General features: G+C 67.6%; 24 protein-coding genes. 11 read left to right on the forward strand and 13 right to left on the reverse strand.

The annotated features are described in order from the left end of the window. Positions 1-163: 163 nt before the first annotated feature. On the reverse strand, positions 164-523 hold the full coding sequence (locus ACFVWG_RS29015; RefSeq protein WP_391546596.1) for a MerR family transcriptional regulator: 360 nt from the start codon (positions 521-523) through the stop codon (positions 164-166). A gap of 117 nt (positions 524-640) precedes the next feature. On the opposite strand from ACFVWG_RS29015, the gene ahcY reads away from it, so the two are divergent. After that, positions 641-2,077: an adenosylhomocysteinase gene (gene ahcY, locus ACFVWG_RS29020; RefSeq protein ID WP_391546597.1), complete on the forward strand. Its 1,437-nt coding sequence runs from the start codon at positions 641-643 to the stop codon at positions 2,075-2,077. A gap of 49 nt (positions 2,078-2,126) precedes the next feature. On the opposite strand, the gene ACFVWG_RS29025 is transcribed toward ahcY, so the two are convergent. The 3 genes from ACFVWG_RS29025 to ACFVWG_RS29035 are packed head-to-tail and all read right to left on the reverse strand — an operon-like array spanning position 2,127 to position 4,526. Further along, a complete protein-coding gene (locus tag ACFVWG_RS29025; protein WP_391546598.1) occupies positions 2,127-2,738 on the reverse strand; it encodes a hypothetical protein in 612 nt (203 codons plus the stop codon). A 56-nt stretch (positions 2,739-2,794) separates the two neighbouring features. Next, on the reverse strand, positions 2,795-3,544 hold the full coding sequence (locus ACFVWG_RS29030) for a class I SAM-dependent methyltransferase (protein WP_391546599.1): 750 nt from the start codon (positions 3,542-3,544) through the stop codon (positions 2,795-2,797). 19 nt (positions 3,545-3,563) lie between these two features. Continuing rightward, on the reverse strand, positions 3,564-4,526 hold the full coding sequence (locus ACFVWG_RS29035) for an RDD family protein (RefSeq protein ID WP_391546600.1): 963 nt from the start codon (positions 4,524-4,526) through the stop codon (positions 3,564-3,566). A 247-nt stretch (positions 4,527-4,773) separates the two neighbouring features. Here ACFVWG_RS29035 and ACFVWG_RS29040 point away from each other — a divergent pair, with 247 nt between their 5' ends. Both ACFVWG_RS29040 and ACFVWG_RS29045 read left to right on the forward strand, forming a co-directional pair. After that, complete coding sequence (locus tag ACFVWG_RS29040) at positions 4,774-5,766, forward strand: stage II sporulation protein M (protein WP_391546601.1); 993 nt, start codon at positions 4,774-4,776, stop codon at positions 5,764-5,766. 56 nt (positions 5,767-5,822) lie between these two features. Continuing rightward, positions 5,823-6,590, forward strand: a complete 768-nt coding sequence (locus ACFVWG_RS29045) for a DUF1206 domain-containing protein (protein WP_391546602.1) — start codon at positions 5,823-5,825, stop codon at positions 6,588-6,590. Between the two features lie 228 nt (positions 6,591-6,818). Here the strand turns inward: ACFVWG_RS29045 and ACFVWG_RS29050 are convergent, their stop codons facing one another. From ACFVWG_RS29050 to ACFVWG_RS29060, 3 genes are read right to left on the reverse strand one after another with little or no spacing between them, the layout of a single operon-like run. Continuing rightward, positions 6,819-8,399: an ABC transporter permease gene (locus ACFVWG_RS29050; RefSeq protein ID WP_391546603.1), complete on the reverse strand. Its 1,581-nt coding sequence runs from the start codon at positions 8,397-8,399 to the stop codon at positions 6,819-6,821. Further along, positions 8,396-9,295: an ATP-binding cassette domain-containing protein gene (locus tag ACFVWG_RS29055; protein WP_391546604.1), complete on the reverse strand. Its 900-nt coding sequence runs from the start codon at positions 9,293-9,295 to the stop codon at positions 8,396-8,398. The genes ACFVWG_RS29050 and ACFVWG_RS29055 overlap by 4 nt, the downstream gene beginning before the upstream one ends. Next, the gene (locus ACFVWG_RS29060; protein WP_391546605.1) at positions 9,295-9,888 is read right to left on the reverse strand and encodes a TetR/AcrR family transcriptional regulator; all 594 of its coding nucleotides are present in this window, start codon (positions 9,886-9,888) and stop codon (positions 9,295-9,297) included. The genes ACFVWG_RS29055 and ACFVWG_RS29060 overlap by 1 nt, the downstream gene beginning before the upstream one ends. Before the next feature lie 165 nt (positions 9,889-10,053). Here ACFVWG_RS29060 and ACFVWG_RS29065 point away from each other — a divergent pair, with 165 nt between their 5' ends. The 5 genes from ACFVWG_RS29065 to ACFVWG_RS29085 are packed head-to-tail and all read left to right on the forward strand — an operon-like array spanning position 10,054 to position 15,620. Continuing rightward, positions 10,054-11,844: an ABC transporter substrate-binding protein gene (locus tag ACFVWG_RS29065; RefSeq protein ID WP_391546606.1), complete on the forward strand. Its 1,791-nt coding sequence runs from the start codon at positions 10,054-10,056 to the stop codon at positions 11,842-11,844. Then, positions 11,841-12,860 carry an ABC transporter permease gene (locus ACFVWG_RS29070; protein ID WP_391546607.1) on the forward strand — a complete coding sequence of 340 codons (1,020 nt, stop codon included), beginning with the start codon at positions 11,841-11,843 and terminating at the stop codon, positions 12,858-12,860. Before ACFVWG_RS29065 ends, ACFVWG_RS29070 begins: the two co-directional genes overlap by 4 nt. Then, positions 12,857-13,741 carry an ABC transporter permease gene (locus ACFVWG_RS29075; protein WP_391546608.1) on the forward strand — a complete coding sequence of 295 codons (885 nt, stop codon included), beginning with the start codon at positions 12,857-12,859 and terminating at the stop codon, positions 13,739-13,741. Before ACFVWG_RS29070 ends, ACFVWG_RS29075 begins: the two co-directional genes overlap by 4 nt. Continuing rightward, a complete protein-coding gene (locus ACFVWG_RS29080; protein WP_391546609.1) occupies positions 13,741-14,691 on the forward strand; it encodes an ABC transporter ATP-binding protein in 951 nt (316 codons plus the stop codon). The genes ACFVWG_RS29075 and ACFVWG_RS29080 overlap by 1 nt, the downstream gene beginning before the upstream one ends. Then, complete coding sequence (locus tag ACFVWG_RS29085) at positions 14,685-15,620, forward strand: ABC transporter ATP-binding protein (protein ID WP_391546610.1); 936 nt, start codon at positions 14,685-14,687, stop codon at positions 15,618-15,620. Before ACFVWG_RS29080 ends, ACFVWG_RS29085 begins: the two co-directional genes overlap by 7 nt. A gap of 184 nt (positions 15,621-15,804) precedes the next feature. Here ACFVWG_RS29085 and ACFVWG_RS29090 read toward each other — a convergent pair whose 3' ends face one another. Continuing rightward, positions 15,805-16,056: an amphi-Trp domain-containing protein gene (locus ACFVWG_RS29090; RefSeq protein ID WP_391546611.1), complete on the reverse strand. Its 252-nt coding sequence runs from the start codon at positions 16,054-16,056 to the stop codon at positions 15,805-15,807. 73 nt (positions 16,057-16,129) lie between these two features. Here ACFVWG_RS29090 and ACFVWG_RS29095 point away from each other — a divergent pair, with 73 nt between their 5' ends. The 3 genes from ACFVWG_RS29095 to ACFVWG_RS29105 are packed head-to-tail and all read left to right on the forward strand — an operon-like array spanning position 16,130 to position 17,937. Next, positions 16,130-16,456, forward strand: a complete 327-nt coding sequence (locus ACFVWG_RS29095; RefSeq protein ID WP_391546612.1) for an ArsR/SmtB family transcription factor — start codon at positions 16,130-16,132, stop codon at positions 16,454-16,456. After that, the gene (locus tag ACFVWG_RS29100) at positions 16,453-17,253 is read left to right on the forward strand and encodes a VOC family protein (protein WP_391546613.1); all 801 of its coding nucleotides are present in this window, start codon (positions 16,453-16,455) and stop codon (positions 17,251-17,253) included. Before ACFVWG_RS29095 ends, ACFVWG_RS29100 begins: the two co-directional genes overlap by 4 nt. Beyond that, positions 17,254-17,937, forward strand: coding sequence for a phosphotransferase (locus ACFVWG_RS29105; protein WP_391546614.1), 684 nt, complete (start codon positions 17,254-17,256; stop codon positions 17,935-17,937). A gap of 147 nt (positions 17,938-18,084) precedes the next feature. Here the strand turns inward: ACFVWG_RS29105 and ACFVWG_RS29110 are convergent, their stop codons facing one another. From ACFVWG_RS29110 to ACFVWG_RS29130, 5 genes are all read right to left on the reverse strand, one after another. Continuing rightward, complete coding sequence (locus tag ACFVWG_RS29110; RefSeq protein ID WP_391546615.1) at positions 18,085-19,377, reverse strand: DUF58 domain-containing protein; 1,293 nt, start codon at positions 19,375-19,377, stop codon at positions 18,085-18,087. Continuing rightward, positions 19,377-20,348 carry an AAA family ATPase gene (locus ACFVWG_RS29115; protein WP_391546616.1) on the reverse strand — a complete coding sequence of 324 codons (972 nt, stop codon included), beginning with the start codon at positions 20,346-20,348 and terminating at the stop codon, positions 19,377-19,379. Before ACFVWG_RS29115 ends, ACFVWG_RS29110 begins: the two co-directional genes overlap by 1 nt. A gap of 112 nt (positions 20,349-20,460) precedes the next feature. Next, positions 20,461-21,609, reverse strand: a complete 1,149-nt coding sequence (locus tag ACFVWG_RS29120) for a DUF4350 domain-containing protein (protein WP_391546617.1) — start codon at positions 21,607-21,609, stop codon at positions 20,461-20,463. Then, positions 21,606-22,238 (reverse strand): DUF4129 domain-containing protein, encoded by a 633-nt coding sequence (locus ACFVWG_RS29125; RefSeq protein ID WP_391546618.1) that lies wholly within the window; start codon positions 22,236-22,238, stop codon positions 21,606-21,608. The genes ACFVWG_RS29120 and ACFVWG_RS29125 overlap by 4 nt, the downstream gene beginning before the upstream one ends. Continuing rightward, positions 22,235-23,251, reverse strand: coding sequence for a hypothetical protein (locus ACFVWG_RS29130; RefSeq protein ID WP_391546619.1), 1,017 nt, complete (start codon positions 23,249-23,251; stop codon positions 22,235-22,237). The genes ACFVWG_RS29125 and ACFVWG_RS29130 overlap by 4 nt, the downstream gene beginning before the upstream one ends. Positions 23,252-23,384: the final 133 nt, after the last annotated feature.

Genomic DNA, 23,384 nt, shown 5'->3' on the forward strand with positions numbered 1-23,384 from the left:
TCCTCGGAGTAATTCTTGCGGGCCATAGTTCGCAATCATCTCGCTTCTCCAGCCCATGCTGGAATCAGCGTGTCCAAGAAACAGGGTCAGGGCCCGGTCAGCGCGCTGGTGGGTTAACCCACGAGAGATGGTCAGCGCGCTGGTGGGTTAACCCACGAGATGGTCAACGCGGCTTCGGTGGCAGGACGCCGGAGCGGCCCAGCCAGCGGAGGGCGCGGTCCCGGTCGATTTGGGACTGGGTGGGTGGGGTGGTGAGTTTGCCGGTGCGGTAGCCGAGGTTGCGGAGGTCGGCGGCGACCGACGGCTCGGCGAGGGCCCGGAGGGCGAAGGCGAGCGCGGCCGGCGTGACGTCGTACCGGCGTTCGAGGTCGAGGGCGAGCTGGACGGCGGCGAGGTCGCGGTCGTCGTACTGGCGCTGGGCGGTCTGGCCCGAGCGCGAATGCGGGAGCAGGCCGAGGGCCTCCCGGTAGCGCAGCATCCGGGGGGTCGTGCCCAGGCGTTTCGCGGCTTCGGTGATGCGCATGACACCAATCCTGACATTTCGGTGTCAAAAACGCCCGTCAGGCGATCAAACCCGCAGGCTGAGCGCTCTAGGCTCACCTAGGCAGGAAGCACTCACAAAAGTCTTCAGGGGAGCGGTATGACGTTCGACTACAAGGTGGCGGACCTCGGGCTGGCCGAGTTCGGCCGCAAGGAGATCCGGCTGGCCGAGCACGAGATGCCCGGTCTGATGGCGATGCGCGCCCAGTACGGCGAGAGCAAGCCGCTCGCCGGTGCGCGGATCATGGGTTCGCTGCACATGACGATCCAGACCGCCGTACTGATCGAGACGCTGACCGCGCTCGGTGCCGAGGTCCGCTGGGTCTCCTGCAACATCTTCTCCACCCAGGACCACGCCGCCGCCGCGATCGTCGTCGGCCCGGACGGTACGGTCGACAACCCCACCGGCGTACCGGTCTTCGCCTGGAAGGGCGAGACGCTCGAAGAGTACTGGTGGTGCACCGAGCAGGCGCTGAAGTGGCCGGGCTCTGAGGGCCCGAACATGATCCTGGACGACGGCGGCGACGCCACCATGCTCGTCCACAAGGGCACCGAGTTCGAGAAGGCCGGCGCGGTCCCGGACCCGTCGACCGCGGATTCCGAGGAGTACGCCGTCGTCCTGTCGGTGCTGACCCGGACGCTGACCGAGGACCCGCAGCTGTGGACCGGTATCGGCCAGGGCATCAAGGGTGTCACCGAGGAGACCACCACCGGGGTGCACCGGCTCTACGAGATGCACAAGGCCGGCGCGCTGCTGTTCCCGGCGATCAACGTCAACGACTCGGTCACCAAGTCGAAGTTCGACAACAAGTACGGCTGCCGGCACTCGCTGATCGACGGCATCAACCGCGCCACCGACGTCCTGATCGGCGGCAAGGTCGCGGTCGTGGCCGGGTACGGCGACGTCGGCAAGGGCTGTGCGGAGTCGCTGCGCGGGCAGGGTGCGCGCGTCATCGTCACCGAGATCGACCCGATCTGCGCGCTGCAGGCGGCGATGGACGGCTACCAGGTCACCACGCTCGACGAGGTCGTCGGGATCGCCGACATCTTCGTCACCACGACCGGCAACAAGGACGTCATCACCGCCGACCACATGGCGAAGATGAAGCACCAGGCGATCGTCGGCAACATCGGTCACTTCGACAACGAGATCGACATGGCCGGCCTGTACAAGACGGCCGGTATCGAGCGGGTCAACATCAAGCCGCAGGTCGACGAGTTCCGCTTCGAAGACGGCCACACGATCATCGTGCTGTCCGAGGGCCGGCTGCTGAACCTGGGCAACGCGACCGGGCACCCGTCGTTCGTGATGTCGAACTCGTTCACCAACCAGGTGCTGGCGCAGATCGAGCTCTTCGTGCGGACCGCCGACTACCCGACCGACGTCTACGTGCTCCCCAAGCACCTCGACGAGATGGTCGCCCGGCTCCACCTCGAGGCCCTCGGCGTCAAGCTGACCGAGCTCTCCAAGGAGCAGGCCGCCTACCTCGGCGTCCCGGTCGAAGGCCCGTACAAGGCCGAGCACTACCGCTACTGATCCCCCCACAGCGAAGCGCCTCACCGTCTCGGTGGGGCGCTTTCGCTTGTCAGACCAAGAACGCGACGATGCCGAACTTCTCCGGAAGCTGGTCGCTCAGGGCGACCGCCTCGGCCATCCAGCCGACACAGTTCACGACCGCGCCGAGCACCTCGGGGTGCAGTTCGGTGCGCTGCTCCGGCGTGGTCGCATGCCATTGCTCGAGCCCGGCCCGGCAGCGGGCGAGATCCCACTCGCCGTGCTGCGTACCGTCGGAGACCGGCAGCTGTGCAGGCCCTCCCATGTAGGTGAGATCGTCCAGTGGCGTCGCGGTCATCCCGAGCTGCTGGAGCGCCTTGCCGACGGCATCGAGCCAACCGCTGCGGAATCCGCTGAAGTACTCGTTGTTCAACCGGTAGTCGGTAAACAGGAACTCGCAGATGTTCAGGTACGCCGCCCGATAGTGGTGGCCGTACTCCGCGTCGAACGGTCCGCCGTCGATCACGGCCCGCGCGGCCGTGCTGCTGGTGAGGTCGTCGTCCCAGAAGTAGTTGTCGTCGTCCTGCGGCCACTGCTCAGCGAAGTACCTGCTGACTCCCCGGAACAACTCGTCGTCCCGGGAGCCGACGGCGTTGTGCAGCATGTCCAGTTGGACGGCGAAAACTTCCAGGCACAGGCTCATACCTTTGACGCTAGAGGCCGTCGTACCGGCTGCTGATCGGCTGGCAGCAAGCTGCCTCAGCGGATGGCGGTGAAGAGGTGCTTGTCCGCGACCTGACCCAGTACGCCGACCTCCGCGAACCCGGCCTTCCGGAACGACTCGAGCGTGTCGGTGATGGTGATCTCCCGCGACTTACCGCGGTCCGCGAACCGGAGGTCGCGCTCGGCCAGCAGCTCAGCGAAGGCCGGCTCAGCCGCGGCAGCCGCCCACCAGGTCGCCCAGTCCTCGACACCGGATGCGTGCGACGCTGCCCAGATCTCGTCCCGGAGCTCGACGGCGACCGCGTCCAGCCGAGGTACTTCGGAGGGCCCGAGCCGCATGGTGTCCGCGTTGAGGAAGACTCCGCCGGGCCGGATCCGCCGCGCCATGGTCTGCGCGAGCCTCTCCAGGTCGGCCGGGTCCAGCCAGTGCAACGCAGTCGCCGAACACACCGCGTCGACCGGATCCTCACCCAGTACGGCGTCCCAACCGTCTGCCCGCAGGTCCGCCTCGGCGAACCGCGCGCCGTCGACCGTCTGCCGGGCGATCTCCAGCAGGAACGGGTCCAGGTCGACCCCGATGATCTCCGTTCCGGGGAAGCGCTCAACAGCCCGCGCCGAGATCGATCCCGGTCCACACGCCAGGTCCACGAAACGCGTCGGCGTACCGGCCAGACGCTCGACGACCGTCAGCATCTGCGCGAACTGCTCGTCCCGATCCGGCAGGTATCCAGCCTGCTGGACATCCCACCGCTCCGACCACGTCTTCCACTCCACCAGCTGCGACATAGTCGCAACACTAACCCCGTCAGGTCCAGCCGGAGGAGTTGCTGCCGGGGGTGGCCCAACCCTGGGCGTTGTGGGTGGCGGGTGTGGATGCCGCGGTGGGTGGGGGTGGGGCGAACACCGGTACGGGGGTGGGCAGGAGGACGCCGTACGGGCTGGGTGGGGCGAAGGGGCCGGCGGGGACGGCGTACGGGTTCGTGGGGGCGAACGGGCCGGTGGTGACGGGGCGGACGACGGCCAGGCGGATGAGTTCGCGGCGGCGGCGTTCGGCCAGGACGGCGGAGAGGAAGGCCGGCGCGATCATCGGAGTCGGCGGTGCGGGGGCGGTGACCAGCGCGATGCGGTGGGCGAGGGTCTCGCCCAGGGCGGCGCGGGCGGCGGGCTGGAGTTCGGTGAAGCGGGCCAGGTAGTCACGGGCCGTGTTCGCGAGTTCGTCGGGGAGCTGGGAGAGCTCGAGCGACTGCGCCCACGCCACGAGGTGGGCGGGGACGAACAGGGGCGGCGACGCCATCGCCTGCTGGCGTTCGCGGATCACGACCGTGCCCGCGACCATGTCGCCGATCCGCTTGCCCTGCTTGTTCATCAGGCTCGCCACGATGCCCGGGCTGGCCGCGAACCACGGCGCGAAGTCGACGAAGAACCACATCAGCGTCCGCACCAGCGCGTGCCGGAACCGGATCGAGGAGCCGTCGTCGCGGACCACCTTGAGCCCGAGGACCATCTTGCCGACCGTCCGCCCGCGGGTGAGCGTCTCCATCACCAGCCGGTAGCCGACCACCACGAGCAGTACGACGATGATCACCAGCGCGACCGCCAAAGCCTCACTCGACTGCTCGCTGATCAGGAATCCGAACAGCAGACCGATGATGCCGCTCAACGTCATCCCCTGGATGATCACGTCGATCGCACAGGCCAGCGCCCGGGTCGGCATCCGCGCGATCCGTACCTGGAGGACGACCGCCTCCCCGGTGACCAACTGAGACACGCTGCCGTCCCCCCTCCTGCATAGACACTCAGTCCGGCCCAGTGTGTCGCATCGAAGGTTCGGCACGCATCTGCAGCGCCCAGAGGCGCACCTCGCGGCGTTGGAGGAAAGGCCACGATGAACCCCGCATCGAGGCCTCCCCTCCGCCTTGCGATGCACACCCCTGGACACCGCAGCTACGCACCGCCCCTCCAATGCGACACACTGTCTGCCAGCGCAAGGAGCCAGTTGGGGGAGGAGGTGGGTCATGGACGTCGAGGCGTTCGTTTCGGTGCATCAGCCGCAGTGGGATCGTCTGGCCTACCTGACCCGGCGGCAGCGGCGGTTGACCGGTGCTGAGGCCGAGGAGCTCGTCACGCTCTACCAGCGCGTCGGTACGCACCTGTCCGCGCTCAGAGCGGCCGGTGCGGACCCAGTGTCGATCGGCAGGCTCTCCGGCCTGATCGCTGACGCCAGAGGCGCTGTGACCGGCGCACAGGCACCTGTGTGGCGAGACATCTCCAGGTACTTCCTGGTGACCTTCCCAGCGTCGCTCTACGTCTCCAGACGCTGGTGGCTGACCATCGGCCTGCTCTTCTACCTGGTGGCGGCCTGGTCCGCGTGGCGGGTCCTGGCGCACCCCGAGGTGATCGACTCGATCGCAGCGCCGGCCCAGATCCAGCAGTTGGTCGACCACGACTTCGAGGCGTACTACTCGAACAACCCGGCCCAGGACTTCGCCCTGCAGGTCTGGCTCAACAACGCGACGCTGACGGCCGCCGTACTGGCGCTGGGCATCCTGTTGATCCCGTCGATCTTCATCCTCTGGGACAACGCGCTCAACCTGGGGGTGAGCGCCGGTCTGATGATCGGGCACGACAAGGGCGGCCTGTTCTTCAGCCTGATCACCCCACACGGCCTGCTCGAGCTCACTGCCGTTTTCATCGGTACGGCGGCTGGGCTGCGGCTGGGGTGGTCATGGATCGTTCCCGGGGCTCGGACGCGCATGCAGGCGCTCGCGCAGACCGGCCGCGCCACGATGGGGATGGCGATCGGACTGGCCGCGATCCTGCTGCTGACCGGCGTGATCGAGGCGTTCGTGACGCCGTTCCTGCCGGGACCGGTGCGGATCAGCATCGGCATCCTGGTCGAGATCGGCTTCTTCCTCTACGTGTTCATCCTCGGTCGCCGGGCCGCGCGCCTCGGTGAGACCGGTGACGTCGAAGAAGCCGACGCCGCCGCTCCCATCGCAACTGGCTAGTTAGCTTCCCCGCCCCACCACCCCCGTCACCGTTTCCTGTTGGGCACTGGATCACCATGAGATCCGCCCAGGAAGTCAGACACAGTCAGTGGTACGGCACCGCTGTCACGGTCGGTTTGATCGCGTACGGCGTCGTGTATCTGTTGATCGCCTGGATCGCCCTCCAACTGGCCTGGGGAAAGTCGTCACAGGAGGCGTCCCAGCAAGGCGCACTGCAGGAACTGGCGAGCAAGCCGCTCGGCGGTGTCCTGCTCTGGATCGTCGCGGTCGGGCTCTTCGCGCTGGTGATCTGGCGTGCGCTCGATCTCGCGTACGGCGATCTCGACACCGAGAAGCGGGTTTCGTCGGCCGGGCGTGCTGTCGTCTATCTCGTGCTCGGCGTCAGCGCGGTGAAGGTCGCGATCGGCGCCGGGAGTTCGAGCAGTAACCAGCAGAAGACGATGACCGCCCGGATGATGGAGCACGGCTTCGGCCGGGCGCTCGTCGTCGTGGTCGGTCTCGTCATCATCGGGGTCGGGGCCCGGCAGATCTACAAGGCGGTGACCAAGAAGTTCACCGAGGACCTGGTGGGCGGGGTCTCCGAGAAGACGATCCTGCTCGGCCGGCTCGGGTACGCCGCCAAGGGTGTCGCGTTCGCGGTGGTCGGGGTGCTGTTCGGCTGGGCCGCGATCAGCTACGAACCCGACAAGGCCGGTGGCCTGGACGCCGCTCTTCGCACGATCAAGGAACAGCCCTTCGGCTCGATCCTGCTGACGATCCTGGCCCTCGGCATTGCCGCGTTCGGCGCCTACTGCTTCGTCTGGTCCCGCAACGCGAAGGTCTAGAGCTCACTTTGTGCACCCATCCACGTGGCGCCCGCTGAAATGGTTGAACCGTGCTCAAGGTCGAGCGCCCGGCTCACTTTGTGCACCCGTCAACCACGTGGCGCCCGCCGAAATGGTTGAGCCGTGCTCAAGGTCGTCATGGCGTGGGTTCACCCATCAGGTTGTGGGTTCTGGACTCTCATGCGGGTGCAGATCCCGCAAGCTCACGGGGTAACCCAGGAGATGGGCTCAGCTGGTGGGGAGGTCTCGGTGGCGGAGGGAGGTCAGCCCCAGGGCGGTGAGGGCCGTGGTGATGGCCAAGAGCACCACCAGGGGTACGGCGGAGACAGTGCCGCCGGGGAGTTGGGGGAGGTGGGTGTAGGGGGAGATGTCTTTGATCCAGGGGGCCAGTTGGACGCCCGCGCCGAGTAGGCCGATCAGGAGGCAGATGCTGGGGCCGGCCCAGGCGGCTTGGGAGGCTCGGGGGATGAGGCCGAAGAGCGCGAGGGTGAGGGCACCCAGGAGCCAGACGGCGGGGAGTTGGATGAGGGCGGAGCCGATCAGACGTGGGAGCTGTCCGTCGACATCGCCAACCGCCGAGCCGTAGGCCAAGCCAGCGGCGACGCCGGACGCTAGCAGGGCGATGGCTGGGCCGAGGAGTGTGAAGACGAGGTGGCTGGCGGCCCAGTGCAGGCGGCTGGTTGCGGTGGCTAGGACTGGTTCGGCGCGACCGCTGCTCTCTTCGGCGCGCAACCGCAGGGTCGCTTGGACCGCGTACGCCGATGCGATCAGTCCGGTGATCGTCATGACGCCGACCAGGAACGAGTCGATCAGCGCACCCGCACCGCCGAGTCGCTCGAAGATCTTCTGGATCTGCGGATCGTCGCGCATCATGTCGCCGACACCTTCGGCCACGCCGCCGAACAGCAAGCCCAGCAAGGCGAAAGCGATCGTCCATGCGGCCAGCAGTCCACGGTGCAGTCGCCAGGCCAAACCGAGCGGCGACCCCAACCGGCCCTCGGCAGGTCCGAGCCGTGCGGGCAACAACCCCGACCCGACATCACGTCGTACCGCGAGCTGAACAGCTGCCACCACCAGTACGACGGTTGCCGCGAGCATCAGTCCACCCAGCCACCACTGGTTGGCGCCGTACGGGTGGATACGTTGGGCCCAACCGACCGGCGACAGCCAGGACAGCCAGGCGAGTGGACCGTCGGTGTGAGCGCTCGTGTCTCCGCCCGCTCGCAGTACGAACGATGCGCCGAGCACCCCGATCGCGATCCCGCGCGCCGTACCGGAGTTCGCGGTCAGCTGCGCGGCGACCGCACCGACTGCCGCGAAAAGCCCGCCGGTGCTGGCGAATTCGAGGCCGAGGGCAACGGATCCGGCCAGCGGCTGGTCCTGACTTTGCATGCCTAGAGCAATCAGTACGCCGAGCACCAGGTTGGCGCCGAAGGATGTCAGCAGGGCGGCTGCGAGCCCCGCGTGCCGCCCGACAACACTCGATCCGAGCAGCTCGGAACGCCCGGTCTCCTCCTCGACCCGAGTATGCCGGATCACCGTGAGCAGTCCGATCAGCCCGACGATCAACGGCACGAAGCCGAGTCGCCAGGTGACGAACTCACCCAGTGACGTTCCGCCCAACTCGCCGTACAAGGTGATGAAGCCGGCGTTGTTCGCGTAGCTCTGCCGCGATTCCGGCGTCGGGAACAGGTCGCCGTACGACGAGACGAAGCTGATCGGGATGACGGCCAGGAACACGATCCACAGCGGCAGCACGATGCGGTCTCGGCGCAGGATCAGCCGCACCAATCCAAAGGCGCCAGTCATCGCGCGGCCTCCGGTTCGTAGAGGCGCAGGAAGAGCTCCTCGAGCGTCGGCGGCTGGCTGACCAGGCTGTGGACGCCGACCTCAACCAGCTGACGCAGTACGGCGTTGATTTCCTCCGTGTCGACGTCGAAGCGCACCAGGCCGTCCTCGACGCGCAGATCGTGTACGCCGTTCAGCGAAGCCAGGCCGTTCGGAGCTCCGGCCAGCTCGGCCGTGATCGACGTCCGGGTCAGGTGCCGCAGGCTCGACAGCGTGCCGCTCTCGACCGCACGGCCGGCCCGGATGATCGTGACGCGCTCACACAACGCCTCGACCTCGGACAGGATGTGGCTGGACAGCAGCACGGTCTTGCCTTCGCCGGAGCTGATCTCCTGGACGACCTCGCGGAAAACCTCCTCCATCAGCGGGTCCAACCCCGAAGTGGGCTCGTCGAGGAGGAGGAGTTCGACATCCGAGGCGAACGCCGCGACCAGGGCGACCTTCTGCCGGTTGCCCTTCGAGTACGTCCGTGCCTTCTTCCGCGGATCGAGATCGAAGCGCTCCAGCAGTTCGGCCTTGCGCACCTTGTCGAGACCGCCGCGCATCCGGCCGAGCAGGTCGATCGCCTCGCCGCCGGACAAGTTCGGCCACAACGTCACGTCGCCGGGGACGTACGCGAGCCGCCGATGGAGAGCGGTCGCGTCCGACCACGGATCGCCGCCGAGCAGCCGCGCGGTCCCAGCGGAGCGCCGGGTCATCCCGAGCAGGATCCGGATCGTGGTGGTCTTCCCGGCGCCGTTCGGGCCGAGGAAGCCGTGCACCTCGCCGGTGCGGACGGTCAGATCGAGACCGTCCAGGGCGTGGGTGCGGCCGAAGGTCTTGACCAGACCCTCCGTGTGGATCGCCGCAGCGGACATCAGTGGTTGTCCTTTCGAAGGTTCGCGGCCTGCTCGGGGGTGAGCAGGGGTTCGGCGAAGATGTCGACGAAGGCCCGGTTCATCCGGGCGTAGCCGGACGCGGACGCGATGTCCTCGCCGAGCGCGAGTTCGAGCTGTTCGCGGAGCACGTAGACGCCGAGTTTCATCACCGTGATCACGGCGGACCAGGCCCGGAAGTCGTCGGTCTTCACGTCGTGCGTCTTGGCCCACGCCTCGCCGTACTCGACCGTCTGCAGGAACATCGCGGAAGCGGTCTCCGAGCCGTCCATCATCGAGCGGACCAGATACGTCTGCAGTGGGAACGCGACGGGTTGCACCGTCGCGACGCTGACGTTCTCCAGGCCCTGCTCGTCGACGAGTTCGCGGCCGAGCTCGAACATCCGGCCGAGCGCGTATTCGTCGCAGGCGTCGCGGAGCGCCTCCTTCGACCCGAAGTGGTGCCGGACCAAGCCGGACGAGACGCCGGCCTCGGTGGCGATGTCGCGGATCGAGGCGCCCTCGATCCCGCGCTCGGTGAAGAGCTTGATCGCGGCGTCCCGGATCCGGGCCCGCGCGGTCAGGTCGTCATTCATGCGAAGTCCTCCTTGGCTACACAGTCGAGTAGACAGCTACACGCTCGTGTAGTCAAGTCGAAAGTTGATGACGTATGTGTGACAAAGATTGGTACTTCATTGACCGAGCCGGTGCTTGCTGGTGTGGTGTCTTCCCAAACGCCGGTGACCGGAAGGTGCGTGGGGATGATCAGGAAATGTCTCGCGATGCTCGGAGTGATCGCGTTGCTGTGCCTGCCCGGTACGGCGTATGCCGCTGAGCCGGGGCGGAAGGTGATCAAGGTCGGGGTGACCCAGGCGGTCGACTCGATGAACCCGTTCCTGGCCGTCCGGCTGGTGTCGGGTTCGTTGCAGCGCTGGATGTACAGCTTCCTGACCGTGCCCGATTCCAAGACCCTGCAGCCCAGCCCGGACCTGGCCGAGTCCTGGACGACGTCACCCGACGGTCTGACCTGGACGTTCAAGATCCGTACGGCGAAGTGGTCCGACGGCCAGCCGATCACCGCCGACGACGCGGCCTGGACCTTCAACAAGATGATCACCGACGACGCGGCCAAGGCCGGTAACGGCCCGGCGGTCGAGAACTTCGCCAGTGTCACCGCGAGCGGCCAGGACCTGACCATCAAGCTGAAGGCGCCGCAGGCGTCGATGCTCGACAACCCGGTGCCGATCCTGCCCAAGCACGTCTGGGAGAAGGTGACGGACATCGGCAAGTACGAGGCCGACCAGTACCCGACCGTGGGCAGCGGTCCGTACGTCGCGGTCGAGTACAAGAAGGACCAGTTCGTCCGGCTCGAGGCCAACAAGGACTACTGGCGTGGGGCGCCGAAGATCGACGAGCTGCAGATGATCTTCTACGACAACCCGGCCGCCTCGATCGTCGGGCTGAAGAAGGGCGACATCGACCTGATCGGCCGGCTCGCACCGCCGGACTTCGAGTCGCTGAAGGGCGACGACAACATCGTCCAGTGGAACGCCGAGGGCAGGCGGGCGACGTACCTGCAGATCAATCACGGCGCGACCACCAGCGACAACAAGCCGATCGGCGACGGTCATCCGGCGCTGAAGGACCCGCGGGTGCGGCAGGCGCTGCACTACGCGATCGACAAGCAGAAGCTGGTCGACGAGACCCAGAGTGGGCTGGCGCGGGTCGCCGACGGCTCGATCGTGCCGCCGCTGTACAAGGACTTCTTCTGGCAGGCCTCGGGCGCGGAGAAGATCACCTATGACGTTGCCAAGGCCAACAAGATCCTCGACGGCGCCGGCTACAAGAAAGGTGCCGACGGCATCCGAACCATGCCGGACGGATCGCGGAAACTCCAGTTCCGCTTCAGCATTCACACCGATGCGCCGAGCGAGGAGAAGCTGGCCGAGTACCTGACCGGCTGGTTCAAGGAGATCGGCATCGGCCTGACCGCGCGCCGGCTCGACTCCAGCAAGTTCACCGAGGAGACCGGTACGACGGCGCTGTTCGACATCGCGATCAGCGGGTGGTCGGTCAACCCCGATCCCGAAGAGGTCCTCGGCACGCACCTCTGCAGCCGGCGCCCGACCGCGTCCGGCGAGGGCGGCGGCACCGAGTCGTTCTACTGCGACCCGCAGTACGAAGACCTCTACAAGCAGCAGCAGAAGGAGCTCGACCGGCCGAAGCGCGCCGAGCTGATCAAGAAGATGGAAGAGCGCCTGTACGTCGACGCGCCGGTGATCGCCCTCTACTACCCGAACGACCTCGAGGGGTACCGCAAGGACCGGATCGCGAGCATCACGCCGATCCCCGAGGACAAGGGCATCCTGTACGGCGGCAGCGGCTACTGGCCGTTCTACACCGTCGACGCGGTGACGAACACCGGTACGACGGACAGCGGCGGCTCGAACACCGGACTCATCGCGGGGGTCGCGGGAGCGGTCGTCGTACTGGCTCTGGGCGGGTTCTTCCTGGCGCGGCGGCGGCGCGGCGTTGCCGACGAGCGCGAATGACGGTCGTCGCCGAGGTCGCGGCGGCCCCCGCCCGCCACGGGTTGCTGCGGTATGCGGCGACCAAGGTGGGCGGGGCGTTGCTGAGTATCGCGATGGTGGTCGTGGCAACGTTCTTCCTGTTCCGGATGCTGCCGGGCGATCCGGTCCGCGCGCTGGCGCAGGGGCGCAACATGACGCCGGAACAGCTGGATCTGGAGCGTGCGCGGCTCGGGTTGGACAAGTCGATTCCCGAGCAGTTCGTGCACTTCGTCGGGCAGACACTGCGGTTCGACCTGGGGACGTCGTACGAGTACAAGCGGCCGGTGCTCGATCTGATCGGTGAACGGATCGGGCCGACGCTGTTACTCACCGGGACTGCGCTGGTGATGGCGGTCAGCCTCGGGATTTGGCAGGGGGCGCGGGCCGGGTGGAAGCCAGGTTCGCGGTTCGATCGTTTTTCCACTGCAGTGTCGTTGGTGCTGTGGTCGGTGCCGACGTTCTGGCTCGGGCTGTTGCTGCTGATGGTATTTGCCGCCGGCATCGGTCCGATCCCGGGGCTCTTCCCGACGCGCGGGATCTCCAGCGTCGATGCGCCTTCTGGTTTTGGCTACGTGCTTGATGTGGCGCAGCACATGGTGTTGCCGTGCTTGACGTTGGTTGCCGTGGTCTATGCGCAGTACTTGCTGGTGATGCGGTCGTCGGTGCTGGACGAGGTCGAGCAGGACTACATCACGACCGCCCGGGCGAAGGGTTTGAAGGACGACGACATTCGCCGGAAGCACGCCGTGCCGAATGCTTTGCTGCCGACGGTGACGCTCGTGTTCATGCGGATCGGGTTCGTCGTCGGCGGTGCGGTGACGGTCGAGGCGATCTTCAGCTGGCCGGGGCTCGGGCAGCTGTTCTATCAGGCGATCCGGGTACCGGACTTCACGCTGATGCAGGGCACGTTCCTGCTGATCACGGTGTCGGTGATCCTGATGAACACGTTGGCCGACGTGATTTACCACGTACTCGATCCGCGGGTGAGGTCGGTATGACTAACGTGACCTGGGTACGGCGGCAGCGTTCTGTGCAGAGGTTTTGGCGGGATTTCCGGACGCGGCGAGCCGGCATGGTCGGGCTCGGCGTACTGGTGGTGGCGGTTGTGCTCGCGTTGATCGCGCCGCTGTTCATCGACGCGGGTGTCACGAACGTGGTCAGCGGGACGGGCGCGAAGATGGCGCCGCCGAGTCTCGACTATCCGCTCGGGACCGATGAGTCCGGGCGGTCGGTGCTGCTGATGATCTGGTGGGGTTCGCGGACGTCATTGCTGATCGGATTCCTCGCGGCCCTGCTGAGCATGGTGATCGGGACCGTGCTCGGTATCGCGGCCGGGCACTTCCGGGGCTGGGCCGGCTCGATCGTGCTGCGGGTGACCGACTGGTTCCTGGTACTGCCGTCGCTGGTGACCGCGCTGGTGCTGGCGGCCATCCTCGGTGGCAGTACGGCGACCATCGTCGTCGCGATCGGCGTGACCTCCTGGCCGTCGACCGCTCGGCTGATTCGCGCGCAAACCCTCGCGGTTGAGGCCCGTCCGTACATCGAACGGTCGCTCGCGCTCGGCGCCGGGCACTGGCACATCACCACCCGGCACGTGTTGCCGAACGTCGCACCGTTGCTGCTGGCAAGTACGACGCTGGAGGTGGCGAGCGCGATTGTCACCGAGTCGACACTGGCGTTCCTCGGTGTGAGTGCGAACAAGACCTCGTGGGGAACGATGCTGCGCGGTTCGTACGACTGGGGTGCGGCCACCGCCGGCGCCTGGTGGTACATCCTCATCCCGGGTCTGTGCATCGTGATCGTGGTGATGGCTTTCACCTTGTGTGGAAGGGCTTTGGAGACTGTGCTCAATCCACGACTGCGAACCCGGGCGGCCTGATGCTGGAACTCGATGGGTTGTCGGTGACGTACCGGCTGGCGAGCGGCGACGTTCCCGCCGTACGGGGCGTGTCGTTGTCGATTGCGGCCGGTGAGGCTGTCGGGCTGGCGGGGGAGTCGGGGTCGGGCAAGTCGACGGTCGCGCTCTCGATCCTGCGGCTGCTGCCGCGGACGGCGCAGATCGATGGGCGGATCCTGCTGGATGGCGAGGATGTCGTCGCGATGAACTGGGGCCGCCTGCGTGCGGTCCGATGGTCGGCGGCGTCGATCGTGTTCCAGGGTGCGCAGCACGGCCTCAATCCGGTACGGCGAATTGGCGACCAGATCGCGGAGCCGTTGCTGGTGCACCGGCTGGCCTCGGCTTCCCAGGCTGCGGTCCGGGTCCGGGAGCTGTTGGAGCAGGTTGGGTTGCCGGCTTGGAGAGCACGGAGCTATCCGCATGAACTGAGTGGTGGCCAACGGCAACGAGTAATGATCGCGATGGCGCTGGCGTGTTCACCGCAGCTGATCATCGCGGATGAGCCGACGACCGCGCTCGACCTGATGGTGCAGGCGCAGGTGCTGACCCTGATCAGGCACCTGATCGCCTCGGAAGGCATTGCCCTGCTGATGATTTCGCACGATCTGTCAGTGCTCGCGGACGTCTGCGACCGCCTCGCCGTCATGTATGCCGGTCGACTCGTCGAGACCGGGCCGGCGGCGTCGGGCTTCAAGCATCCCTATAGCCAGGCGCTGTCCGCCGCCTTCCCGACGGTCGGCGACCCGGCGTCGCGACTGGCTCCGCGCGGGCTGGCCGGTGATCCGCCGGATCCGGCCGAGTTGCCGGGAGGTTGCTCGTTCCATCCGCGGTGCCCGGTGGCGCTGGAATCGTGCGGGACGTCGCCGGTCGAGCTTCGGCCTGCCGGGGACGATCGGCTGGCTGCCTGTGTTCTGGTGGAGGAAACGTGCTAGAGGCAACCAATGTGGTGGTCGAGTTCGGCCGGGCGCGCGCCGTCGACGGCGTCAATCTGTCCATCGCTCCCGGCGAGATCGTCGCGCTGGTCGGCGAGTCCGGGTGCGGTAAGACCACGCTCGCCCGCACCCTGCTCGGCCTCGTGCGCCCGGCCGCCGGGACGGTCTCCTATGAAGGCAGCCCACTCGGCTACTCCGGCCGTGCGCTCCGTGCCTTCCGGCGCCAGGTCCAGCTCGTCCTCCAGGACCCCACCGGCGCGCTCAATCCCCGGCAGACCGTCTATGAGGCCGTTGCTGAGGGTCCGCGAATCCACAAGCTGCCCGATGAAGAGGCGGTCGTCGCGTCAGCGCTCGCCCGGGCCGGTCTGCGACCGCCCGAACGCTTCTTCCTCCGATACCCGCACGAACTCTCCGGCGGTCAGCGCCAGCGCGTCGTCATCGCCGGTGCACTCGCGCTCGACCCCAAGATCCTGATCGCCGACGAACCCGTCGCCTCCCTGGACGCCTCGATCCGCGGTGAGATCCTCGCGCTGCTCCTGCGGCTGCGCGACGACCTCGGCCCCGGCGCTCTCGTCGTCACCCACGACTTGGGTCTTGCCTGGAACATCGCCGACCGGGTCGCCGTCATGTACCTCGGCCGGATCGTCGAGTCCGGCCCCACCGAAGACGTCCTCACCAACCCGCAGCACCCCTACACCCAAGCCCTGCTCTCAGTTCTCCCCGAATCGCCCGCCCGGATCATCCTCACCGGCGAACCACCGGACCCGACCCACATCCCGAGCGGCTGCCGCTTCCACCCGCGCTGCCAGTTGGTAGCCGCCGGCAACGGAGTGGACGCCTGCACGACAACCCCGCTCTCCATCCTCCCGACCACAACAGCCCCCCAAGTCTCCTGCCACCTAGCAACCGCCGTACCAGCCGACCGCTAACCGGACCGCCGACGCCAGCCACCGACCCGCCGTACCGGCCGACCGTCAGCCAGGACCGCCGCCGCCAGCCACCGCCCCGTCGTACCGGCCGCGCATTTCAGGGGATCTCCCCACAAGTGGACCCTTCTCCCCTCGAAATTTCAGGGGAGAAGGGTGCACTTGAAGGGATATCCGGCCAAATGTCTCAGACCGCGTCGTCGTCCTCGGGGTCCTCGTCGGCGTCGGCGAGGGACCACTTCAGCTGGAACTCGACCTCTTCCTCGTCCTCGGAGCGCTCGTGCTCGACGCTGATCCGCGCGTTCTGGGGGACGGTGAAGCGCTCGCCGGCGATCTGGATCCGGAACGGCTTGCCCGCCTCCAGGGCATCGGCCAGCCGGCGCAGCTTGGCGGCGAACTCGGCGACGGTGTAGTCCTTCTCGACATCTCTCTCACTCATGGGGACCATCCAACCAACTCCAGGGTCCTTCGAGCGGTTGACAATAGTTAACATCTGGTAGAACTATTGCGGCATGGTGGAAGATCAGGTCGATCGGTTCTTCGAGGTACTCGCCGATCCGACCCGGCGGCAGGTCGTTCAGTTGCTGGGTGAGGGTCCGCAGCGGGCTGGTCAGCTCGCGGTCGCGACCGGTTCGTCGTCACCGGCGATGAGCCGGCACCTGCGGATCTTGTTGCAGGCCGGCCTGGTCGCCGACGAGCGGGTGGCCGATGACGCCCGCGTCCGCCTCTTCCGGCTGAACCCCGAGCCCGTGGTCGCCGTACAGGCCTGGCTCGACCAAGTGCAGGCGCACTGGCGCGAGCAGTTGGGCGCCTTCAAACGACACGTGGAGAAGTCATGACCGAACAATCAGCGACAGCGACCGTGGAGGTCGCGGCCGACCCGGCGACTACCTTCCGGATCTTCACCGAAGAGATCGACCTGTGGTGGGTGCGCGGCCCGATCAACTTCTTCGACGCCGCCCGCGCCACCGCGATGCAGATCGAGCCAGGTGTCGGCGGCCGCATCCTCGAGGTCTACACGCCACCGGACGACGTGCTCGAACTCGGCCGGATCACCGACTGGGAGCCCGGCGAGCTGTTCGCCTACCGCAGTTCGGTCGACGACACCGAAACCCGCATCACCTTCGAGCCGGCCAGCGACGGTACCCGCGTCACCGTCGTACAGGCTCTGATCGCCGGTGGCGAGAAGGCCTTCTACTTCTGGAAGAACGTCATCAAGTGGGTCCCCCAATGGGTCGCCCGCCGCGACTCTGCCCCCAGTACGCCGCGCGAACTCGACCGGCTGGCGATCGCCTTGTACTACGAGGATCCCGCCGCCGCGGCGCGTTGGCTGCACACCGTCTTCGGCCTCGACTCGTGGACCAGCATCCCTGCCGAAGGTACCGCCCCGTCCTGGGTCGAGCTGAACGTCGGAGACCGCAGCGTCATGCTCTTCCGCCGCTCCGGCGACCGCTCACCCCAGCACGACCACAGCACCTGGATCTATGTCGACGACCTCGACGCCCACTTCGCCCACACGCAGGAGTCCGGCGCCAAGATCCTCAGCGAGATCCACCAGCACGGCTACCGCTGCTACGAGACCGAAGACCTCGAAGGCCACCACTGGACCTTCGCCCAGGCCCGCCCCACCCAGTAGATGCAGCCCGGTCGCATCACGCCAGGCGTCGTACGCATCGGCAACACCGTACGACGCCCGGCGTCGCCGGGGACTGCGGATGTGCTCCGGCTATTGGAAGCCCGCGGCTTCACGGGGGCGCCCCGCTACCTGGGCCAGGACGACGAAGGGCGGGATGTGCTCAGCTACCTGGAGGGCTGGGTCCCCGCCCGGTTCCAGATCTGGTCGGACGAGCAGGTCGCGGCGATCGGCGCACTCCTGCGGCGGTTCCACGACGCGACGCGCGGCAGCGCCCTCGCCGGCCGGTACGACGTGATCTGTCACCACGATCCCGGACCGAACAACACGGTCTTCCGTGGTGATCTGCCGGTCGCCCTGATCGACTTCGACACAGCGGAGCCCGGCAGTCCCCTAGAAGACCTCGGCTACGCAGCCTGGACCTGGTGCATAGCCTCCAAACACAACGACGTGGAACGCCAGGCCGCCCAAGTGCGAGTCCTGGCCGACGCCTACGGCGCGACCCAGCCCCAACGCGAGGCCCTCGTCGACGCCATCCTCGAGCGCCAGTCCCGCAACGTCCGCTTCTGGACCGAAACCCCCGCCGCAGCAACACCCCAACAACGCACCGACCGCATCACCTGGTCTCGCCAGGAACACGACTTCACCACCACCAACCGCCGTACCTTCGAGTCCCACCTCCGCTGACCCACCCACCCCTGTGGACTTGGACGGATATCCCCTCAATGTGCCCCTTCTCCCCTCAAAACTTCAGGGGAGAAGGGGCAACCTCGACGGATATCCGCCGAAATTGCGGCGGGGGCCGGCGGGGCGGGCGGACGGGTGCGTGGGGGGTTACAGGCGGCCGGCTTTTTTGAGGGCCAGGTAGGTGTCGGCGAGGGCGGGGGCGATCTGGTCCGGGTTCTCGTCCACCACGGTGACGCCGGCTCGGGTGAGGACTGCGGTGACGCGGTCTCGGTCGAGGCGGGTTCGGGCGGCGGAGGCGGCGTTGTAGACGTCGATGAGGTCGGTGCGGGTGGACTCGAGCTCGGTGAGGCGCGGGTCGGCCACGGAGGCCAGCACGATGACGTGGCGCTTCAGGAGGGGGCCGATGACAGGGAGGAGGGACTCCTCGATGACGGCGGGGTCCAGGCCAGTGAGGAGAACGACCAATGACCGTTGACCGAGTCGTTCCAGCACCTGCGACACAACCACCCGGAAGTCCGTCTGCACCAACTCGGCGTCCACGTTGGCCAGTGCGTTCACGAAGGAGGGCAGCACGTCCTCAGGCGCAGGGCGTCGTACGTCGGCCCGCACTGCGGAATCGCAAGCCAGCAAGGAGACCCGGTCACCCGCACGCGTGGCCAGTGCGGCCAGCAGTAGGGCCGCATCCATGGCGTGGTCGAGTCGCGGGGCGTCGCCGACGCGGCCGGCGGACATGCGGCCGGAGTCGATGACGATGGCGACCTGGCGATCGCGCTCGGGCCGCCAAGTTCGCAGTACGACGTTGCCGCGCCGAGCCGTCGCCCGCCAGTCGATGCTTCGCACATCGTCACCAGGCACGTAGTCCCGCAGTGAGTCGAACTCCGTCCCCTGCCCACGCACCAGCAGCGCCGTACGACCATCCAGCTCACGCAACCGCGCCAGCCGCGACGGCAGGTGCTTGCGACTGTTGAACGGCGGCAACGCACGCACAGTCCACGCCACCTGATGCCCACCCTGCCGACCGGCAAAACCGAGCGGACCGATCGAGCGGACCGTCACCCGATCCGCATGCCGATCCCCACGCCGTGTCGGTACCAGATGCGTCGTCAACCGACGCCGCTCGCCGTTGGGCAGGTCCAGCTTGTGCGGAGGATCCAGTACGCCGGCCGACGGCGGCCACGCGTCTCGCAGCAGCCCGCGCACTCGCCGGCCCGGGTTGGTCACCAGCAGTTGCACAGCAGCCTGTTCACCCAGCCGTACGGCGGTATCGCCCTCGCGGGTGAACTGCAGCCGTCGCGGGGACCCAGCCAGCAACAGGTCGACCAGGCAGACCAAAAAGACCACACCGATGACCACGCCGACGCCGGACCAGCTCGGCATCACCAGGGCGACGAACACCACCCCAAGACCAGCCAGCAGCCCGGCCCTGCCCGTGAGAACCATCAGCGTGGGACAGGCACAGTCGCGAGGACGCTCTCCAGCACCGCATCCGCGCTGACGCCTTCGAGCTCGGCCTCCGGGCGCACCTGCACTCGATGCCGCAGGCAAGGGCGCGCCATGGCCTTCACGTCATCCGGAATCACGTAGTCGCGACCAGACAGCCAGGCCCACGCCCGCGACACCGCTAGCAGCGCAGTAGCACCACGCGGCGACACCCCGAGCTGCAACGACGGCGACTGCCGAGTCGCCCGGCACAGGTCCACGACGTACGCCAGAACGTCCTCCCGCACAGCCACCCGCCGTACGGCGTTCTGTCCGGCCAGCAGGTCTTCCGGCCCGGCCACCGGCCGCAGTCCGGCCGCCTCGAGGTCACGCGGATCGAAGCCCTGCGCATGCCGAGCCAGTACGGCGATCTCGGCGTCTCGCGGCGGCATGTCGAGCGTCACCTTGAGCAGGAACCGGTCCAGCTGCGCCTCCGGCAGCGGGTAGGTGCCCTCGTACTCGATCGGGTTCTGTGTCGCAGCGACCACGAACGGCACCGGCAACTTCCGGGAGACACCGTCGACAGTGACCTGCCGCTCCTCCATCGCCTCCAGCAACGCGGCCTGCGTCTTCGGGGGCGTCCGGTTGATCTCGTCCGCCAGCATGATGTTGGTGAAGACAGGACCCGGCCGGAACTCGAACTCGCTCGTCTTCGCGTCGTACACGAGCGAACCGGTCACGTCACCCGGCATCAGGTCCGGAGTGAACTGCACCCGCTTGGTCTCCAGTCGCATCGCCATCGACAGCGCCCGCACCATCAGCGTCTTCGCCGTACCCGGCACGCCTTCCAGCAGCACGTGGCCACGGCAGAGCAGCGCCAGCACCAGCGCGGTGACCGCGGTCTCCTGCCCGACGACCGCCTTGCCGATCTCGGTCCGCAGCGCCACCAGCGCCTGCCTGGCCTGGTCGGCGCTGACTTCTGTCGTGGTCACGGGGCCTCCTGGCCTGGACTGAGGAGTGAAGGGAGCGAAGCGACTGGAGCGACGAGGGAAGGACTGGAGGTTGAGCCCCGTGGCCGCCGCGCGGAGCGTGGCATGGGTACCGTCACGGGTGTCGTACCTCCTGCATGAGTACGTCTAGTACGTCGGACAAGTTCAACAGAGCGGCGTCATCAAGCGGTGGCATGCCGTAGAGGGCCTCGTACAAGGTGACTGGGTCCCAACCGGTGCGGGCGGCCAGAGTGGCAACCACTGCACTCGGCTCGGCCCGTCGCGGGATGCCGTGCGCCTTGTAGAGCTGGGCGAGCGCCGACTCGCGGAGCGCCGCCGCAGCCCGGTCGCGAGCCCGTGACCGCCGGTAGAGCCGCGCACGGCCCTCGGTGGTCTCGGCCGCGTGCACGATCACCGGCAGCCGCTCTACGACCACAGGGCCGAGCCGCCGCCCCCGCCACAGCGCAACCACCAGTACGGCGAACGCGAGCGCCCAGCCGATGTAGCGGACATCCGGCGGGACCAACGGGGGACCGTCGTCACCAGCGTCGTCCACGCCGTCGCTCTCAAACTGGGGGAGGTACCAGGTGAGGTCTTTGTGCGTACCGATCAGGTTGAGCGCCAGTGCGGCGTTGCCGTCGTCCGCAAGCTCGTCGTTGGTGAAAGAACGCGACGTGCCGACGACATCGACCGTGCGGCCACCGGAGACGATCCGGACGACGGTGTGGTTGATTCCGTCGCCATAGCAAGTCTGAGCGCCCGTCGGCGCGGAGTACGTCGTACCGCCGACTGTGACGGTGCCGGCCTTCACTGCGGCGTCCAGATCGCACTCCGGTTCGCGGCTGGACGAGCTGAGCACCTGACTGGCGTCCTTCACCCCAGGTGCGAGCACTGCCAGCTCACGAGAGCTGGGCCGGATCAGAATCAGGTGACTCCAGCCGGCGTCGTCGATCCGCTGCCAGTCGTCGCGGTCCAGTGCGCCGTTGGGCCCGATCAGCAGGGCCTTGCCTGCCCCAGACGCGGTGGCGTCGCTCAGGAACTCCGTCCCCTTCACATTGACGCCGTGCTTCTTCAGCAGGTTCGCCAGCGCCCGTGCGCCGTCCCGCTCGGTCGAGTCCGGGCTGAACGGTCCCGACGTACTGGCTGTCGTGGCGATCAGTACGACGATCGACACCAGCACGATGATCCCAGTGATCAGCAGCGGCTTCCGGAGCGCACGCCAGCTCTCGGCGGCTCCCCGTCCGACCGGAACGCTCGTGCTCATCCGCTCACCGTCAACCGAGCACTCCGGGCCGCGTTGTCGGCGGTCACGACCACGGCGTACCGCTCGGGCGTTCCCGGACGGTTGCCGTAGACAACCTCGGTGAAGGCCAGTGCGGCCGGCTGCAGCGAGTCGCGCAGCGTCGGCACCGCACGGCCCGCATCCGCGACCACCTCGTACGCCGTCCGCCCAGCGCGGTCGTCAAGGACAGTCCGCTCGACCAGCTCGGCTACACAGGCCCGGAACCGGCTGCGGATCGCGTGCGCGTAGTCGCCCGACGAGGCCTCCCGCTCCGCCTGGGCCCGGTACTCCGCGGCATTCCGCGGCCTGGCCGTGTCGAACACAGCCTGCTTCTTGCTGCTCTTCGAAGTCCGCAGCACTCCGGCCCGCCAGAGCACCACGACGATGATCAGCGCGATCAGTGCGACCAGCAGGATCAGTCCGAGGTGGCCGTTGGGGGAGGTGCCGGTGACGTTGCTCAGCAGGTCGGCGATCCACTCGATCAGCTTGTTGAGGGCGCGCTCGATCAGCGAACCACCAGACTGCCGGTAGGCGGACTTCGACAGCTCCTCCGCGGCCTCACGGGCGGCCTGGTCACGCAGGACGTCGACCGGCGGTTCGGCGAAGATCACGCGGTACCTCCCGAGCGCAGGGACGGGCGCATCCACAGATCGAGGCCCTCACGCCGGATCCGCAGGTCCAGGTAGACAAGAGCCTGTACGGCGGACATGAAGGCCAGACTGGCGATCAGGGTCAGCACGGTCGCGGTACCGGCCGCCGCTCCGACCACGATGGCGATCACCGTGCCGCCGGTGCTGTCACTGGAGTCGGCCCAGGAGCCGACCGTGATCACCAGCGTGGTGACACCGAACTGCAGGGCGTAGCTGACGATGTTGACCACCACGCTGCCGAAGATCAGGATGCCGAACACCCGCCAGAACTTGCCCTTCACCAGCTGCCACGAACGCCGCAGTGAACCCCAGATGCCGACCCGGGCGGGGATGTGCAGCCCGATGTCCGGCGCGTGCTTGCCTTCCATCAGTACGACGGTTCCGGCGAGCACCAGCCGCACACCGAAGATCAGCACCAGCAGTCCGCCGAGCATCATCAGTACGACGGCGACCGCGCCGGCCACCGCACCTGAGATCGCCGACTCCGCTCCCGCCCCGATGCCGAACACGGCCAGCATCCAGCCGCCGATCAGGACCAGGAACGACAGCGACTGCAGCAGCCCCACAGCCGCCAGTGCAGGCAGCGCCGGCCGCACCAGCCGGAGTAGCTCGCGTGCGCTGACCCGATGACCCAGCTGGCTGCGCACAGCGGCCAGAGCGATGATCCCGGCCAGCGTGCTGGACACCACCGCGAACAGCACCAGCTGAACGCCGTACGTCAGCAGCAAAGCACCACCGGCCTGCTCGAACGGGTCATCAGCACCGAAGAACCCACTGAGCCCACCCGGTACGGCGACCTCCGTCAGCACGGCCTGGACCGCCAGCAGCGCGACCGCGGCGAGCACCGGGAGGCCCAGCATGATCGTCTTGTTGTCCGAGATCGTCCGGGCCGCGTTGTCGAGCAGATCGGCCGGCAGCCAGGGGCGCAGCGGCTCGGCCGCAGGGTCCTCATGCAGCCTGATGTCGTCGCTCACGTCCGCCTCCCCTCCGCCTGTGGGTGCACCCCGAGTTGTCGCGTCGCCGGGCCGTGCACCATGATCACAGCCCAAACCGGGGTCAATCGGCGATCCGGCGTGTGCACTACCCAGGGAATGGGACACTATCCGT

It is taken from the genome of Kribbella sp. NPDC058245 (assembly GCF_042882005.1).
Taxonomy (GTDB): Bacteria; Actinomycetota; Actinomycetes; order Propionibacteriales; family Kribbellaceae; genus Kribbella.